Annotated in this window: 16 protein-coding genes and 2 pseudogenes; 11 read left to right on the plus strand and 7 right to left on the minus strand. The window is 36.9% G+C overall.

Annotated features, from left to right (window positions below; translation table 11 throughout):
* Positions 1-41: 41 nt before the first annotated feature.
* Positions 42-1,724: a phage tail protein gene (locus tag AAC155_RS01140; protein WP_113040689.1), complete on the minus strand. Its 1,683-nt coding sequence runs from the start codon at positions 1,722-1,724 to the stop codon at positions 42-44.
* A 364-nt stretch (positions 1,725-2,088) separates the two neighbouring features.
* Between AAC155_RS01140 and pth the strand changes: the two genes are divergently transcribed.
* Entirely contained in the window at positions 2,089-2,679 is a 591-nt protein-coding gene (pth, locus tag AAC155_RS01145; protein ID WP_113024373.1) for an aminoacyl-tRNA hydrolase, read from the plus strand.
* Positions 2,680-2,813: 134 nt separating this feature from the next.
* On the plus strand, positions 2,814-3,905 hold the full coding sequence (gene ychF / locus AAC155_RS01150; protein WP_113040690.1) for a redox-regulated ATPase YchF: 1,092 nt from the start codon (positions 2,814-2,816) through the stop codon (positions 3,903-3,905).
* 250 nt (positions 3,906-4,155) lie between these two features.
* Here the strand turns inward: ychF and AAC155_RS01155 are convergent.
* Positions 4,156-4,450, minus strand: a pseudogene (locus tag AAC155_RS01155) (transposase); the annotation flags it as partial.
* A gap of 182 nt (positions 4,451-4,632) precedes the next feature.
* Between AAC155_RS01155 and AAC155_RS01160 the strand changes: the two are divergent.
* The 5 genes from AAC155_RS01160 (at position 4,633) to AAC155_RS01180 (ending at position 9,221) form a co-directional block, all read left to right on the plus strand.
* Positions 4,633-4,812 carry a hypothetical protein gene (locus tag AAC155_RS01160; RefSeq protein ID WP_113040691.1) on the plus strand — a complete coding sequence of 60 codons (180 nt, stop codon included), beginning with the start codon at positions 4,633-4,635 and terminating at the stop codon, positions 4,810-4,812.
* Positions 4,813-4,913: 101 nt separating this feature from the next.
* Positions 4,914-6,101 (plus strand): hypothetical protein, encoded by a 1,188-nt coding sequence (locus AAC155_RS01165; RefSeq protein WP_113040692.1) that lies wholly within the window; start codon positions 4,914-4,916, stop codon positions 6,099-6,101.
* On the plus strand, positions 6,088-7,275 hold the full coding sequence (locus AAC155_RS01170) for an MFS transporter (RefSeq protein WP_113040693.1): 1,188 nt from the start codon (positions 6,088-6,090) through the stop codon (positions 7,273-7,275). Before AAC155_RS01165 ends, AAC155_RS01170 begins: the two co-directional genes overlap by 14 nt.
* 18 nt (positions 7,276-7,293) lie before the next feature.
* Complete coding sequence (locus AAC155_RS01175; RefSeq protein WP_113040694.1) at positions 7,294-7,977, plus strand: hypothetical protein; 684 nt, start codon at positions 7,294-7,296, stop codon at positions 7,975-7,977.
* An 11-nt stretch (positions 7,978-7,988) separates the two neighbouring features.
* Positions 7,989-9,221 carry a DUF2087 domain-containing protein gene (locus AAC155_RS01180; RefSeq protein WP_113040695.1) on the plus strand — a complete coding sequence of 411 codons (1,233 nt, stop codon included), beginning with the start codon at positions 7,989-7,991 and terminating at the stop codon, positions 9,219-9,221.
* Positions 9,222-9,252: 31 nt separating this feature from the next.
* Here the strand turns inward: AAC155_RS01180 and AAC155_RS01185 are convergent.
* Positions 9,253-10,103: pseudogene (locus AAC155_RS01185) on the minus strand (IS982 family transposase).
* A gap of 158 nt (positions 10,104-10,261) precedes the next feature.
* On the opposite strand from AAC155_RS01185, the gene AAC155_RS01190 reads away from it, so the two are divergent.
* Positions 10,262-10,483, plus strand: a complete 222-nt coding sequence (locus AAC155_RS01190; RefSeq protein ID WP_112895714.1) for an AbrB family transcriptional regulator — start codon at positions 10,262-10,264, stop codon at positions 10,481-10,483.
* Positions 10,480-10,914, plus strand: coding sequence for a PIN domain-containing protein (locus AAC155_RS01195; protein ID WP_113040696.1), 435 nt, complete (start codon positions 10,480-10,482; stop codon positions 10,912-10,914). The genes AAC155_RS01190 and AAC155_RS01195 overlap by 4 nt, the downstream gene beginning before the upstream one ends.
* A gap of 68 nt (positions 10,915-10,982) precedes the next feature.
* On the opposite strand, the gene AAC155_RS01200 is transcribed toward AAC155_RS01195, so the two are convergent.
* Positions 10,983-12,191 carry a phage tail protein gene (locus tag AAC155_RS01200; RefSeq protein ID WP_113040697.1) on the minus strand — a complete coding sequence of 403 codons (1,209 nt, stop codon included), beginning with the start codon at positions 12,189-12,191 and terminating at the stop codon, positions 10,983-10,985.
* 965 nt (positions 12,192-13,156) lie between these two features.
* Between AAC155_RS01200 and AAC155_RS01205 the strand changes: the two genes are divergently transcribed.
* Positions 13,157-13,963, plus strand: coding sequence for a hypothetical protein (locus AAC155_RS01205; protein ID WP_113040698.1), 807 nt, complete (start codon positions 13,157-13,159; stop codon positions 13,961-13,963).
* Positions 13,964-14,657: 694 nt separating this feature from the next.
* Complete coding sequence (locus AAC155_RS01210) at positions 14,658-15,500, plus strand: hypothetical protein (RefSeq protein ID WP_113040699.1); 843 nt, start codon at positions 14,658-14,660, stop codon at positions 15,498-15,500.
* 82 nt (positions 15,501-15,582) lie between these two features.
* On the opposite strand, the gene vapC is transcribed toward AAC155_RS01210, so the two are convergent.
* The 3 genes from vapC to AAC155_RS01225 all read right to left on the minus strand — a co-directional run bounded on the left by vapC (position 15,583) and on the right by AAC155_RS01225 (position 17,810).
* Positions 15,583-15,990, minus strand: coding sequence for a type II toxin-antitoxin system tRNA(fMet)-specific endonuclease VapC (gene vapC / locus AAC155_RS01215; protein WP_113040700.1), 408 nt, complete (start codon positions 15,988-15,990; stop codon positions 15,583-15,585).
* Positions 15,990-16,220, minus strand: coding sequence for a type II toxin-antitoxin system VapB family antitoxin (vapB, locus tag AAC155_RS01220; protein WP_113040701.1), 231 nt, complete (start codon positions 16,218-16,220; stop codon positions 15,990-15,992). The genes vapC and vapB overlap by 1 nt, the downstream gene beginning before the upstream one ends.
* Positions 16,221-16,382: 162 nt before the next feature.
* Positions 16,383-17,810 carry an aminotransferase-like domain-containing protein gene (locus tag AAC155_RS01225; RefSeq protein WP_113040702.1) on the minus strand — a complete coding sequence of 476 codons (1,428 nt, stop codon included), beginning with the start codon at positions 17,808-17,810 and terminating at the stop codon, positions 16,383-16,385.
* Between the last annotated feature and the right edge of the window lie 27 nt (positions 17,811-17,837).

Raw genomic sequence — 17,837 nt, forward strand, 5'->3', positions numbered from 1 at the left:
TCCCTTGCCGTCGCGATGCAACTTGAAATCCATAGGGTATATTATGATTTTTCCGGCAGTTGGACTCGAACATTAATCACTCGTCCATCGGGGATATCGCATAGTTCACCATCATTATAATAAATGACTTCTCCATTGCCATTAACGTTCTTGACGCGCCTATTTTGAGCAAATATCGGCGCATCTTTATTTTGACGATGATAACATTCGATGGTTATATTGCCATTAGATGGATCTACTGATTCACAAACCCAAATCAGATTTAACCCGTTGCTATCTGCTGGGACGATAGTACCACCGTGAATTCCCCATGCCCCATCTTTAGCGAAACCGTTGCAACCGCTAATGCGATATTTCCCTGTCTCTATCCGCTCAACAATCATACCTTCCGCTTCACGAGTGAGATCATAAGTTCCGTCTGGATGAATATTCACTACGGGGCTGGATACTTTGAGATTGCCGTTAGTATCGGCGATACAGTTATCATTAAAAACTGCAATAGGATTACCGTTATATTTTAACTTATCGCCAACTGTCAGCCTGCCATATTTTTTTTCATTGCAAATATCAAAATCCGATGATCCGTCACCTGGAAATCCAACGTAGGCCGTTCTTGTTGCCCCTTCATAAAACTGCAAATATGCATGTCCGCCTGCATCGTATGCTACGTTAAAAACACCCCCAGCCCCCTTTAAATTCGCCGACCCAGCATCAATCCGACCCGCCGGAGAAACAGAGAAAACCCGATTGTTATTAATATATGCCGCCAACTCTCCACCAATTGTTAATTTGCTAGATTTTTTTTCGTTGCAAATATCAAAATTCGGCGACCCGTCACTTGGAAATCCAACATAGGCCGTTCTTTTTGCTCCCTCAATAAACTGAAAATATGCATGTTTACCCGTATCATGGGTTATGTTAAAAACTCCCGCGTTCCCCCTTATATTCGCTGACGCGGCTTCAATCCGCCCCGCAGGAGAAACAGAAAAAACCCGTTTGCCATTAATATCTATTGTATATCCGTAGGTATCAACGCTACTGCCACGCACAATACCTGTTTTAATATAATTGTCATACCAGTTGTAAAGCGTAAACCCGACTATTTCACTTGTCGGTTTGGCGCCCTGTAAAGAAACTAACATCGTCTCATTACGTTCAGTGGGCAGTGTTTCAACCTGTTTAAACCTAAAATACTGTGGATAATTCCCCCCATTGGTCGATACCGCATTTTTCGCCAATTCTACTGTTTCCGATAAGCCGAGGTTTTTCACAAACGCGTTTTTGTCAGGAATATCTGCGCCATTTTGATTTTTTGCCAATCGGTTATTAGCGTTATCATTTACATCAGAAACAAGCTTCTGCGTTACCGCGAGGGTATTGCTATTACCTATTTTATCTGTGAGCTGAGTAACACCTTTTTGTGTTAATGAAGCATCTGGTACTTTTATTGCTATTTTTTGTTCTAACGCTCTATTTAATTGAACAATAAGTTTAGCTACATCCCCATCATCCAGAATATCATTGCCGGAATATGTTGCGATAAAATCAGCCACAACAGATGTTATTGTCGACGACTGACGTAATACCTTGTTGAGTAAATGAGTAGTAATATTTTCTGGTGGAAACCCCGTCTTTAAACTCCGGCTTTCTTCATATCCTTCTTGGCTCACCACATTAGCATTATTACTAATAGAAAAAGCTTTAAAATCATTTTTTTGACTCATATATCCTCCTAAAATAAAAAAACATCATTTCATAATCAACATGTTGAATTATCGTAAAAATCGTTCTGCATAATTTATTTAAATTATAGTCTATCTCGAAAAAACAATAATAAAACTTTCTTATGACTTAGGTAGTTAACTATTTTTGTACCACTGGCAACAATAAAAAATTAAATATTTTCAAACCAGAAAGATATCAAAACTATTTGTGCTTAATCTCTGTAAATGACTATTCTCCTTCCAATTTCCTCTCGAAAATTTTCGTAACAATATTTCCAGGCTTTCAAACTGAACTTTGTACTTGTAGCCGCCGACAGGTAAACTATCCTCCTTTTTGTTTTACTGTCAAAAGTGAAGAAAAATAGTGAGTAACATAAAACTAATCGTCGGTCTGGCTAATCCCGGTGCTGAATATGCCCAAACCAGACACAATGCCGGAGCCTGGTATGTTGATCTACTCGCTCGGAGCCACAATCAATCACTAAAAGAAGAGAGTAAATTTTTCGGTTACACTGCCCGGATTAATATGTGCGGTCATGATATTCGTCTGTTAGTGCCAACGACATTTATGAATCTCAGTGGTAAATCTGTCGCTGCCCTCGCCTCCTTCTACCGTATTCAGCCGGATGAAATTCTGGTGGCCCATGATGAACTCGATTTACCGCCAGGGGTGGCAAAAATGAAGCTGGGTGGTAGTCATGGCGGTCATAATGGCTTGAAAGATATTCAGAACAAATTTGGCAATAACCCTAACTTTTATCGCTTACGTATTGGTATCGGCCATCCCGGCGATAAAAATAAAGTTGTCGGTTTTGTGCTAGGCAAACCACCAGCCAATGAACAAAAGCTGATTGATGATGCGATTGATGAAGCACGGCGTTGTACTGATATCCTGATGAAACAAGATATGGATAAAGCGATCAACCGTTTACATAGCTTCAAAGCCAGCGTTTGATGACATGGAATCGATAAATCTTGTCTGTAAGATCGTGATAACCCGTCATTCCGTGTATAATGGCGCCAATTTTTTTGACTCATCGAAAAGGCTGATACAGCCTTTTGATTTATAAGTAAATTAAGGTGAAAATCATGGGATTCAAATGCGGTATCGTTGGCCTGCCTAACGTCGGAAAATCAACCTTATTCAATGCGCTGACTAAAGCCGGTATCGAAGCAGCAAACTTCCCGTTCTGCACCATTGAACCTAATACTGGTGTCGTCCCTATGCCAGATCCACGGCTTGAACAACTGGCTGAAATTGTGAAACCTCAGCGAATCTTACCAACCACAATGGAATTCGTCGATATTGCTGGTCTGGTGAAAGGTGCATCAAAAGGTGAAGGCTTGGGCAACCAGTTTTTGACTAACATTCGTGAAACAGAAGCTATCGGCCATGTTGTGCGCTGTTTTGTCAATGACAATATCATTCACGTTTCCGGTCAAGTTGATCCTGCTGCTGATATTGAGATCATTAATACCGAACTGGCTCTTTCCGATCTGGACACCTGCGAACGAGCCATTCATCGTGTCCAGAAAAAAGCCAAAGGTGGCGATAAAGATGCCAAAGCAGAATTAGCGGCACTGGAAAAATGTCTGCCTCATCTGGAACAAGCGGGTATGTTGCGGGCGTTGGATCTCAGTACCGAAGAGAAAGCGGCTATCCGCTATTTGAGTTTCCTGACGCTGAAACCCACTATGTACATCGCTAATGTCAACGAAGAGGGTTTCGAAAACAACCCTCATCTGGATGCGGTTCGTGCGATCGCAGAAAAAGAGGGGTCAGTGGTCGTACCGGTTTGTGCGGCGGTAGAAGCGGATATCGCGGAGCTGGAAGATGATGAACGCGAAGAGTTTATGGCTGAACTTGGGCTGGAAGAGCCCGGTTTAAATCGCGTTATCCGCGCTGGTTATCAGTTACTGAATCTGCAAACTTATTTCACTGCCGGCGTGAAAGAGGTTCGAGCATGGACCATCCCAGTTGGCGCAACCGCACCACAAGCAGCCGGTAAGATCCATACTGATTTTGAAAAAGGTTTTATCCGTGCACAAACCATCTCTTTTGAAGATTTCATCACTTACAAAGGTGAGCAAGGGGCAAAAGAGGCCGGTAAGATGCGTTCAGAAGGTAAAGACTATATCGTTAAAGATGGCGATGTAATGAATTTCTTGTTTAATGTCTAATTTATTTTTCATGTCTCATGACATCGCAAGATGTCTCTGAGACTGATTAAAATTCTTAGAATCCACGCAGTTGCGTGGATTCAGATCCCGACTATATATACCCAATGGATTTCAAGATGGATCGCGACGGCAAGGGAGTGAATCCCCGGGAGCATAGATAACTATGTGACCGGGGTGCGCAAGTGCAGCCAACAAAGAGGCAACTTGAAAGATGACGGGTATATATCCTATATTAACGCGATGCTCGACTTTAACGCCCTATAACATTAGCTTGTTGAAGCCAGTCGCGTTGTTTTTTTACCTTGTTTAAAATTAGCAAAAATGCCTAATGTGTGAGAAAACACCTTCCTGGCAATTCGATTGCTCACATGCCACAGATCCCGCGCCCAGCACTTCTCGATAGTCAATTGCCCGGCGAGTTGACCAATGACCGTTTCAATTAAACATCGTTTGGCGTTAATGCGCTTTCTCGTTTCTCTGGGGATGGGATCATCCATATTGGCACGTACCGGGGTAATCATTTCAATACCCTCTTTTTTCATTTTATATTATATTATATATAATATAAATATTTCCATATAAACTTATATTTTGTGACAATGATCAATAAAACAAAAACAACAATCAATTAACATATAATTAACGTCAATGACGTTATTAAAATGAGTTACCTATTACATTTAAGCCGTATGTAATAAAAATAAATATAACTTAAATGAGGTGCACTATGAAATCCCAAAATCGTATTGATGAAATTACTCTTTCAGATATTACTCCATTAACTAAAAACGTTAAATATGCTCAGCAGGTACATGAAGAATACAACGCAATAGAAGAACTATCACTTTTGGATATTGCTCCATTAACTAAAAACGTGAAGTACGCTCAACAAATCCCTATGGAATAATTATATTATCTTGATCTTTTTTAAGATAATATAAATTTAACAAACAACAAGGTGGTGATTATTTCACTACCTTGTTAACCAAACTTTAAAGGTTATTTCATATGAATGATATTTCTAGTCTGGATTTTTCTCAAAAAATTTGGAATAAAAAACCTGCGGAATTAAATTTAACAAATATAAAATTTTCCGAAAATGAGATATTCGATTCATTAATAAAATATAAAACTTCCCTAGAAGAGTTGAAGTCCAGAAATAGTGTTTCCGAATTTATAACAGCTATAGACGGAAAGTTGACTGAAAAGCCTGTTTCAGATTTTTTGATTGAAAAAGATGAAATTAATTTTGATCAATATATCAAACGACTAGATAATTCATATATAAATCAAGAGTGGTGTATTGCATACTTTGGGTTACATGCCTCTACTCCAGTTATTTGGGATAAAGCTAAAAGTTTTGCTGATTTATTATATAGTTCACTATTTTATAGACCAAGAGGCAGAGTTGATATTGATTGTTTTTTAGGAAGATACTCATCAACTCATACAGGAATACATATAGACTATGCCCATAATTTCGCATTTACATTGAGAAATGGAAAAACAATGTATACATGGGAGCCAGAAAATAAACAATTAATGTATATCCGATATCCTCATTATGAACAATATAAATCTTCTAGTTATATACTCAATAATTCATCTGATAGAGTATGCTATTTCCCACATGATTATCTGCATGTTGCTGAGAGTAAAAACAATGTCTCTTTGGTGATCAATATTGCTTTTTGGGAATTTGATGAAAACAAAAAAAATATAAAATCATTCATAAACAATCAAATAGATAAAACAGTTGATACCTCTATTTATGAACACAATGAATATCAAGGAAATGTGTGTGTTTCTCCTGAGTTACATCAGTATCATACAAAAGGCAAAAAAATATTCGAAGAAGGTACATTAGAAAAATATTTAATAACAACTCAATTAATACGAGATACCAGTAGTTCACTTTGTGTCCCAAGACCTCCGGTACAATTTGATAAAAAAATAAGAACTGTTTTTTTTAATGGGAACTCTTTACTACAATGGTATATCATGAGTTCCAAATTGAATATACTAGTTTCTTCAAATGGGCACTGCATTTTGATAGATTATCATAAAGATACAATTAAATTGTTATATTATATCTTAGAAGGAAAAAGGATAAACTTAAATAAACTCAATGAATTCCATCAGTTGCTGGTTATAAAATTATATGAATGGGGTTGTGTAATAAATGCAGATCATTAAGATAAAATTAATATTCCATATATTATTACTATTATCAATTACATTAGGTAGCTTCTCAGATGAAGCTACTCAAGTAGCTTTAACTTTAAAACTCAACGGCATGTCTCATTCTAATGAGATCGCTATGTTATTTATCGCTTTGCTACTCGGAGGAATAGTTTCCAGTAATTTTGCCAACTTATTTTTTAGGCACATAAATATAAAAAATATAATTATTTATATATTCTATATACAAACGTTTATTATTTTTATGTCCTCCTTTTCAAGCAATATATTAGCTATGGTTATTATCTCATTTTCTCTTGGGTTTCTCGGAAGCATGTTATGGGCAGCTATATTGACAGTGCTTCCTGGTTATTTCAAGGAATTTAAAGAATTAGAAAGAGCTAATAAAATAATTCAAACAATCCGAAATTTAGGTTATGTTATAGGCCCTGCAACTGCCGGAATTATTTTTTCTAAATTTGAGAATAAAACATTTCATATAATAGGAGTATTTACTTTATTTTCTGCTTTGATACTGAGTTATTTATTAGTGTCAGGGAAAGTATTTTCAGAAAATATATCAAATGAGCATAAAACTAAAAATCATAAAAATGGATTCAGAAATACGTTAGCATTATTTAAAACCAGTAATATTAGAAATGCTCTATTTCCACTGTTTTTTACAATAATATTTACATCAGTATTAAATGTACTATTAGTTATATATGTTAATAATATAATCCATTTAGGTAATGAAAAATATGGTTATATAGTTTCTTCAATGAGCGTAGGGTTAATTATTAGTCCTATATTATTAAGTGACTATTTTCTAAAATTAGGAAGGGCATCTGGTTCTTCTCTGGCTGCATCAATCATTGGCCTGGGATTAATTTTAATCAGTTTGACGTCTAATTTTTGGTATTTATTAGCCATTGGATTATTAATTGGATTAGCTAATGGTATCCAGAATACATTAATGAGTTCATTTATGATGGCAACTATTCCTGCCTCTAAAAGAGAAGAATATATGCCAGCTTATATTCTATTTATTCAATTTTCAGTTTTATTAGGATTTACTATTTCATATTATATAAAATTCTCTTACATTACAGAATCTTTGTTATTCTCAGGCATAATAACTGTATTCTTTGGTTGTGTTGGGTTTTTAATTAACAAAAAAAATCATTAAATTTAATAGGATATTGCTATGATAGCAGATACGATAAATTATAAAAAATTATTCTTCTGTGATAATACAGGAGGATATAATTGGCAAGTGGCTGAGTATATTTTTAATAGAGAGAAAAAAATCCGTATAGATAATGATTACTCTTTAAGTAAAGTAACTCCAACTCATTTTAACCGCCTAGAATTATATCCAATCAAACCGGATAATACCGTTATCGCTACAGTAAATGAGTCTTGCTTATTTTTTGAAAACACGCAAAGTATTATTGATATAAACAAAAAAAACATGCTGACCATTATAAATAATGACATTGGCAGTTATATTCAAATAGAAAATATAAAAAAAGAGGGGTTTTTAAATTTAATTAAAGACCTTAATTCTTATTTGATAATTCACAATCAGAATATTAAATTGAAATTTATTGCAATAAATTTACATCGTAATGGACTAATTCACTTAAAAAATATAAAAACAAACCCTTTTAATGAAAAAAGAGTAAGTATTATATCCGAACCTTTCACCTCGACACATATAAATAATAATGATATTTTCGCAATAAATACATTAACCGGAAGGATGATAAAAATTAATGAATATTACCTCGATATAATAAAACAGGGTTTCACCGTTAAAATATCCATAGACTTTAATAAAGAATTTGACTTTCTTGTTAAATCCGGCATTTTTAGATTAGTTTATTAAAAGGAAAAAATATGTTTAGAATAGGTATGGGAACTGAAAACTGTAGCCTTATTTTAAAAGGTTTGATAAAAATGCTCAGGCCAAATACAGTCATAGAAATTGGTGCTGGAGATTCAACTATTTCATTATTACAAGCCTTGAAAGAAACCATAGATGAATTCAATCATGATAAAGAGATAATCATGCTTAGTGAATGGAATGAAAGGCATTCTTTAATTATTCCTTTCTCTGTGGATGATTCTTATAACCCAAAATTGATCAGCATTGATGATGGTTCAGGTGAGGGCTCTTCAGCCGAAGATGTTTGGAAATATGTAGAAAATGAACCTTCACTTTCTCAATTAGTTTCATTTATAAAAAAAGATTTTCATCAGATAAAAGATTCAGAAATTTCTAATTGGGGAATGATTGATTTTGCATGGATCGATGCTGGAACTTTAGTTGATGATGTTCGATTCTTATCAAAGATTGTACCTTATTTATCATATGGTGGAATAATTTGCTTACATGAACCACTTATGACAACAACAATAAAGGAATCATCGTTAACAAAAGTAAGAACTGTCCGTAATCCCATTTGGGAGGAGATCTCAACTAATTTATCAAATGATTTTGAATTAATTACTATTCCAGAAAATCATAAATACAGGCAAGCTGGAATTGGTTTATTAAGAAAAAAAGATACATATGAATGTACTAGAAGAACATCATCATTTCAGGATGAAATGCTTACACTCAATGAACCACCAATAAAATTTGCTATTCCTGATATTATTAATAGATCTAACAATAAAATAAATAAATTCTTTAATATTTTCAATGAAGAAGAAAGCAGATTGATTTACGCGCTTATTTTGGCTGGACATAACAGAATTAATGAAGTAAAAAATAATTGTAATATTCCTATTAAAATCATAGAAAAAACAATAAAAAAATTATTAGACACTGAAATTATTTTAATGGAAGATGGAGTATTAAAAGATAACACTGAGTTTTGGAATCATTCTGTATTTAAAAATAAATATCGGCAATCTGAAAGTAAATCATGTCATAATTCAGTTTATAATACAAACACATTATTACTCATTGCTAATCAATTAAGAGATGATGTTTCTTATACAGAAGATCTTATTTCAGATTTTTGTTCTTTATTTGATGATGACTATGCCCGGCTTAGGCGTGCGCTGGTTGATAATCGCCTTCTCACCCGAAATAACGAGGGGATTTATTTTAAGGTTAAGTAAATAACCTCAGCTTTGTTTAAGAATAGCCATGTCACAAGAGCGTAGATTTAAACTCGGTTTTTTTAGGTTGGAAGGTATAAGCAATTAATCCTGATACGACTTCCAGCAAAAAACCGAGTTGGCTACGGTGCCTTGAATGCTCTATCTGAGAAATATTTTTTAGCTGGTCAACAACCGTTTCTATCAGAAAACGCTTTCTTAACATCAGCTTATCCCAGAGTGATAATGCTTTTGCTTTCATATTGCGACGGCTATTTGTGATTAAGATGAGTCCTTCTGCTTCCAAATCATTACACAGGGCTTGCGATACATAGCCTTTGTCACCATACAAATGCCCCGTTATCCCTTTCACTAACGCTTTGACAGGGCTGCGGTCATCGGTATTTCCTGACATCAACTTAACGGCCAACAGTTCGCCACAATCATTGATAACCAAACGAAGCTTAAAGCCATAAAACCATCCTGTACTTGCTGTGCCATACCTTCAAATACCCGATGCCGGGGAATGCGAAGGTTGTGACAAACCGCAATTTTGGTTGAGTCAATAAAAGCGATCCCGGCTGTCTTAGCCTTGCGAGTGGAATGAAAGGCACATAAGGGAATGAGAGCCCTTCTTTTCAACGTTAACATCCGCGTATAACTGACCAGCTCTGGAACATCTTGATGAAGATATTTTCTAACATGTTGAAGATAAAACGTTTTGAAATCCCGATAGTAGCTCATATGAAATAAAATCAGGATCGTCATCACTTCACTGAGTGAAAGGGAAGCCTGCCGATAACGTTTGAGTAATCCGCTTTCAATTAACTGTTGATGCCAAAGAGGCATAAATTTTTGGCAAAAATCATCGACGCCGCAGTAAAGTTCTTCTAAATTAACCATGCCTGAGGATCTCCACGATAATGTTTTCTTTAACAAAAACTTTGATCGTGCCTCAGGCACTTAGTTCCTTTATTAAGCGAAACTCACGTTATTTACTATTGACAATATGTAAAGATGTGAATATCTTTACCTTTTATATTTAGTAAAGAGGTATTTGTATGCCAATAGTTAGCCAGAAAAGGCAGGTAACGTTACCGCTTGAGCAATGTTCGATTGCCGGCATTCAGCCAGGTGATGAGTATGAGAGTTTCGTCAGCCGAAAAGGCGTCATCTCAATTGTCACAAAGCGCAGAGGGGCCGCGAAGGGGATATTAAAGGGTATCCTAGTCGATCACCAGGTGAGTGAAGAAGAATCACTTGAGAGTGCCATACACAAATGATTGCGGTAGATACAAATGTTGTTCTCAGATATCTTCTGCAAGATGACGCGAACCAGTCTCAAAAGGCCAATGCACTTTTTGAAGGCAAGCAAAAAATCTTGATCACAGATGTGGTCTTAATCGAGATAATTTGGACATTGAGAGGCAAGCGTTACTTGCTACCTAAAGAGGCGCTGATAGAAGTGTTGCACAGGCTCATTGAAGAGCCTAATGTTGTCTTCGAAGATGGTCATGCGCTCTGGTGTGCGTTGGATGACTACATCAATGCCAAACCGATTAAATGCGGCGGCAAGACTAAGCAGGCCGACTTTGCGGATGCATTGATAGTGAATAAGTCTCAGCGGTATGGCATAAAAAACAAAAAATCGGTTTCGCCGCTTTATACATTTGATAAAGCCGCCTTGGAGATCGATGGTACAGAAGAGCCTTAGAGGAAAGGCGTTATGCTGGAGTTAGCTAAAGCCCTTAAAATCCACGCGGTTACGTGGATTTTTATATATTATTCTTGTGATTTTTCCAGCAATTGCACTCGAACATTAATGACTCGTCCATCAGGAATGTCGCATAATTCACCATCATTGTAATAAACGACTTCTCCGTCACTATTAATACTCTTAACACGCCTATTTTGCGCAAATATCGGCGCATCTCTATTTTGACGATGATAACATTCGATGGTTATATCGCCACTGGCTGAATCTACCGATTCACAAACCCAAATCAGGTTTAACCCGTTGCTGTCTGCCGGGACGATAGTACCGCCGTGAATTCCCCATGCCCCATCTTTAGCAAAACCGCTGCAACCACTAATACGATATTTCCCTGTCTCTATTCGCTCGACCGTCACCCCTTCCGCTTCGCAAGTTAACTGGTAAGTTCCGTCTGGGTGAATATCTACTACTGGACTGGAGACTTTAAGGTTGCCATTAGTATCCGGCTTGGCGTTGCTTGTTGACCAGACTTTATACCACGGATTCCATTTATTGATGTTACCGTCACCATTATGCGTTCTATAGTGTAATTCGCTCTTCTGCACATATGAGGAGTGAATCATCAGCTCATAACCCTTAAAGGCCCCATACCCTCCTGAAAATCTCATTCCGGGACCATATACACCTGGACCATTTAACCCTACTGGATAGCCAAAATATGTCGAATTCTGAGGAATATTATCAAAATTATCGATTGTAGAAGCGGTATTATTCCCAACAACAACCGGCTTTGTACTAATCACTTCTAAACCGAGATTTTCCACAAATGCTTTTTTATCAGGAATGTCTGCACCATTTTGATCTTTTGCCAATCGGTTATTAGCATTATCATTTACATCAGAAACTAGCTTCTGTGTTACCGCCAGGGTATTACTGTTACCGATTTTATCCGTAAGCTGAACAACACCTTTTTGTGTTAATGAAGCATTTGGTACTTCGGTCGCAATTTTTTGTTCTAACGCGCCATTTAATTGGGCGGCAAGTTTAACTATATCCCCATCGTCCAAAACATCATTGCCGGAATATGTTGCGATAAAATTAGCCACAACAGATGCTATTGTTGACGACTGACGTAATACCTTATTGAGCAAGTGAACAGTAATATCATCTGGTGGAAATCCAGTCTTTAAATCTGGGCTTTGTTCATATTCTTCTTGACTCACTATATTAGCATTATTACCAATAGAAAAAGCTTTAAAATCATTTTTAGAACTCATACACCCTCCAAAATAAAATAATATTATACCCGTCATCTTTCAAGTTGCCTCTTTGTTGGCTGCACTCACTCACCCCGGTCACATAGTTTGCTATGCTCTCGGGGATTCACTCCCTTGCCGTCGCGATCCATCTTGAAATCCATAGGGTATATTTTAATTTAACCACCGTGAAAATCATTCTCCATAACTCACTTCAATCATAGTCTAACTTAGAAAAACAATAATGGAACATTCTTACAACTTAAATTACCAACTATTTTTATAATTGATAGCAATAAAAATTAAACTCCCTAAAACCAGACATATATTAAAATCATTTCTGCCCAATATATGAAAGTGACTCTTTTCCATCCATTTCATCTCGAAAATATTTATAACAACATTTACTTTCCAAGAATAAATAAAATTAACCATGCAATAAAATGTTTTAACCAAGAAGTTAATATAATTGATCGTAATTTTCACTTGTAATTATTAATTTAAAATAAATATGAAACAAAATAAATCGATAAATAATTAATAATAAAATTCATTATTAGAAAATAAAAAATAAACAGCCGGATAATATAATGTAAGATTATTCAATAAAAACAACCTAAAGCAAAAATTTTATTGCAATGGACTTTACATACTACATTTTTACACTATTATTAAAAGATTAGATATATATTTTTATCTATTGATTAAGATATTCTCGGTTTTCAGGAACATATGCTTATCACATAAATAAACCCTATGTTATTGATATGAAATAAATTATAGTTTCTGAATCTGGAACTCATTTTGAGTAAAGAATGAAAATCAATTAATTATCTAATATACCCTATGGATTTCAAGATGCATCGCGACGGCAAGGGAGTGAATCCCCGAGAGCATAGCAAACTATGTGACCGGGGTGAGCGAGTGCAGCCAACAAAGAGGCAACTTGAAAGATGACGGGTATAAATCCATAAAGGAAAATAGACATGAAAGATATACTCACAAATTCTGATCATAAAATTAAAACTGTCCAAGAGTGGATAGAATACGTTAAACACAGAGGAGAAAGATATTCTAAAACGCAGCCACATTCAGATAATATTTTTACTCATTTCCTAGAAATTGAGGATCTTTCTGATATACAAAGCCCAGCCAGTGTAGCAGCGACAAATAAATACACACTATTCGCCAAAAAATCGGCCACATCAAATAAATACCCAGTCAGTGTCACTGAGGGGCTGCAAACTATCATTAACTTATGTCGAGTGGCCTCAGGTTACGACCCGCAGGAACCAGAAGGTAATGGCAATGCGCAGAAATTCATCGCATTCACAGAAGAAATAGAAAAGGTTCCCTTTCTCTCTTTACTATGGGCAGATACCAATACGATTACCCAACAAAGTCATGACACAGATGTCTTAATCGATTCTTTTGTTGAAGCCTTTCAAGGGTTATCTCCTCAGGATAAAATTACCATTAAGACTTATTTGAAAAAGTTGATTCATACCGCTTTATCATATGCCGATCAAAAGGAAAAAAAATCCAACCTGGTACAATATGCTCTGACTAAAACCCCAAATGGGGTGTCACTCTTACTCTATTCTTCTATATTGATAATAAAGAAAGTAGATAACAAGGGTACTATTAAATTCACCTCTCATTATAATCTTTGCCAGGCAGAATATAATCTCAGCCAGAAAACGTGGGAAATAGTAAAATCTGTATTCGAGAAAGAGGATAAGATAACCATAGAATATTTAATTGATTGTATGACAACCAAAATGAAAGCATAAACTGAAAACTCTCTGTAAGTAGATTAATTGATTTATATCAACAATATTATTACCAATCTGTGCTAAGATTATTCTAATCATAGTTATTTAATAAAATTATTAAATTCAATAAAAATAGAATATAAAAGAATATAACATACGATCAGAATATATAAAAATGAATTATCTTAAAATGTGAATTTTACATCGATAAATTTTAAAAACCGTATTTTAATGCTAATATGGAAATATCACATAAACAACCTTTTATCCGTGAGGAATAAGAGCCTATCCCAATAGGCGTAATTGTTGCAGGCCATTCTTATCAATGAACAGAGAACACGGACAGCGCGGAAAAACCGGAGCGTACACGTAGTACGTGAGGATTTTGAGCACTGCCCAGGTTCGCTCTTTATGGCAAAGAAGGGCAAATAAAATAGCCCTATTGGGATAGGCAGTAAGTTAAATTACATACCCTTAATATTTGATAGTGAAAAATATTCACTTATGGATATACTTAGTTCGCATAAAAATACATTTAACATTTATTAACAAAATTTAAAATAAAAATTACCAAGCTAAAAAAACAGTAATATTAAGTACACGATTATCGATTTATCTCACTGTTAAAAATAGGGTTCAACATTGTTCCCTACTTTCAACAGTACCCTAACATTCAATACCTAACTTAATAAATCTATTAAGGATAAAAATCATGGAAAATATCTTAAATAATCCTGATTATGCAGTCAAAAAAGCCCAAGAATGGATAGAACATATTGAAAAAGGAGGAACAAGATTCCTTAAAGATTGGGAGCGTTCAGGCAATATTACTATGGATTATCCTGATGCCGGAGATTATTCCGATGTACAGAGCCCGGCTAATGGCGCAGCTACAGAGGATTATACACAGCTTGAAAAAAATTCTTCCACATCATCTAGAAATCCACTCAGCATTACCGAAGGCTTACAAACTGTTATTAATATGTGCCGTGCGGTCTCAGGCTATAATCCTTTAGATCCTCAAGGCCAAGGTAATAAAAAGAATTTCTTCTCATTTACCTCAGAATTATCTGGCGTTCCATTCCTTTCTTTACTGTCAACCAGCGTACAAAATGTTATTCAAAAAAGCCATAATGCCGATGTTTTAATCAACTCTTTCCTGGAAAACTTCTTAGGATTATCTAGTCAGGAGAGAGAGCAGATGAAAACCCCACTGAGACAACTGGCTATCGCTGCATTATCCTATGCAGGCAGGAGACAAACTCAATCCAATTTCGTTCAAAGTGTTCTTGCTACATCGCCAAGAGGTGGCGTGTCATTCTTCTTATATTGGTCTGAGTTTTCAATCGTCGCTTACGAAGATGATAAAGGGCTTATCGAATTCAAATCTCATTACTTCCTGCCACAAGCAGAATATAACCTGAGGTACGAATCATGGGTAAATGTAAGGCCAGCATTCGAGAAAGCACAGAAGGTATCATTAGAAGATTGGATTGATAGTATGACCACTCGGAGAAAGCAAGGAAGTAATGTAAGAGCGCTTTGTATAGAATAATGTGGTGAAATAACCCCAAAATGGTGTCTGCAAAAACGTCGTGGACACCATAAGTTTCATTGAACCATCGATAATACAGTAATTATTTTTCGTTGACCCAGTTCTCAACACGAAGGCCAGGAACCCGCTCAAATTCGCGCACATTATTAGTCACGATAATCAGCCCTTGGCTTCTGGCATGCCCCGCTATTTGATTGTCATAAGACCCTATGCGTAAACCGCCCCGTTCAAGCTCTGCGATAATCTGACCGGCATGCACAGCAGCCTTACTGTCGAAATCCAATACCTCCAACCTAGCAACGAATCCCTCAATAATCTTCATATTACTTTCTGGATTTCCCGATTTCTCTGCGCCTTTAATCAGCTCCATCAATGTCACCGTGCTGATACACAACTGATCGTGATGGAGCAGAAAAGCTTCACGCACTCTCTGGGGCTGGTTCTTGATAGTATAGATGCAAATACAGGTATCAAGCATGTATTTCAGCATCAGAATCCCTCTCGCTCTTGTACTGGTGGCTGCTCGCGTTCTGCCATAAAATCGGCCGTAACACTAGGGCCATCAAACCAACTGTCCCAAAACTCACCAGCCGGAGTGATTATGCGAGTATGGCCTACAGCGACAACATCAACCCACTTCACATCTTCCGGAAAAGCGACAGCTTTAGGAAGCCGGACTGCCTGAGAACGATTGCTTTTAAATACCGTTGTTTGAACCATAAAATATTCCTCATATAGGGATATACTTACTGTATATCCATGATAAGCACTAAAAAGAGCGTGTCAACAAGATGTACCCAATTTTTCTTAATTGAACACTCTGAGGGTATTGGCTCTGATCTATATAAATCACTAAACAACTATAGACAGAAACCCGCATCGTTATGCCTTTCCACATTCAGCCAATAAACTATGGCAAATATTGCCTAAAGTCTGCATCGCACGTTCCATTTCCTGATTCCAATCAAAAGAGGCATTCAGACGAAAGGCATGGTTAAACTGTTCACTGGTACAAAACATACTGCCCGGTGCAATACTGATCCCTTCTGCCAATGCCAGTTGATAAAGCCGCTGTGCATTGAACAATGGCTCAAATTCCAACCAGAGAAAATAGCCACCTTTAGGGCGATTCACTTTGACTGAAACAGGCATATAGTCACCAATTGCTCGTAACATCAGTTGCTGACGTTGCTCCAATGTGCGACGAAGGCGACGTAAGTGGTTGTCATATCCCCCCTCAGCAAGATAATCCGCAATTGCCAATTGCGTCGGCATGCTGGCAGAAACGGTACTCATCATTTGTAGCTGTTGGATTTTCTTGGCATGTCTTCCTGCTGCAACCCAACCCACACGGAATCCCGGTGCCAGACATTTAGAAAACGAGGAACAGTGCATAAAGTTGTTTTCACTGTCTAACCCTTTCGCCGGTACAGGCCGTTGCTGATCGAAATAGAGTTCACCATAAACATCATCTTCAATCAGTACCACCTGATTACTGTTCAGGATATTCACCAGCCGTAATTTACTTTCAGCAGACATCGTTCCCCCAAGCGGGTTCTGAAAGTGAGTCATTAACCAACAGGCTTTTATTGGGTATTTCTGAATGACCTCCTCCAGCGCATCCAAATCAATACCGTTTTGTGGATCAGTTTTGATTGCCACCGCTTTCAGACGTAAACGTTCAATAGCCTGTAAAGCACCGTAAAAAGCCGGTGATTCAATCACGACCCAATCCCCCAGCTCAGTCACCGACTGTAAACTGAAACTCAGTGATTCCATCGCACCAGCGGTAATGACAATTTCATCAGGAGAGACATGAATACCGTGCATTGCATAACGGCGCGATATATTACGGCGTAACTTATCATTACCCGGCGGTAAATTGGCTAAAGCGCTATGCGGTGCTATTCGCCTGGCAGCGGCCGCTAACGCTTTGGAAAGTTTAGGTTGAATCAATAAGGATGGGTCTGGAAATGCTGAACCAAACGGAATAATCGCAGGATCTTTGCACGCCTGTAATACATCAAAAATAGAAGCGCTTATTTCTACGCTTTCACTTAAATGTAATCGCTTTCCTCCTTTTGCTGCGGCAAAGGGCTGCAAACGTTTGGCGACGTAATAACCCGATTGAGGGCGGGAAATGATCCATCCTTGACTCTCTAATAATTGATACGATTGAACAACAGTCATCAAACTCAAACCCGATAATTTCACTGATTCCCTCAGTGAAGGTAATCTATCTCCCACCAGCCAGGTACCATCTTCAATATGTTGGAGAATTTGCCTGGCAAATTGTTCATAACGTTTCATCAATTCAGATCTCCCCGCAACTGTTAT

The organism is Photorhabdus sp. HUG-39, assembly GCF_963878365.1.
Lineage (GTDB): Bacteria > Pseudomonadota > Gammaproteobacteria > Enterobacterales > Enterobacteriaceae > Photorhabdus > Photorhabdus kayaii.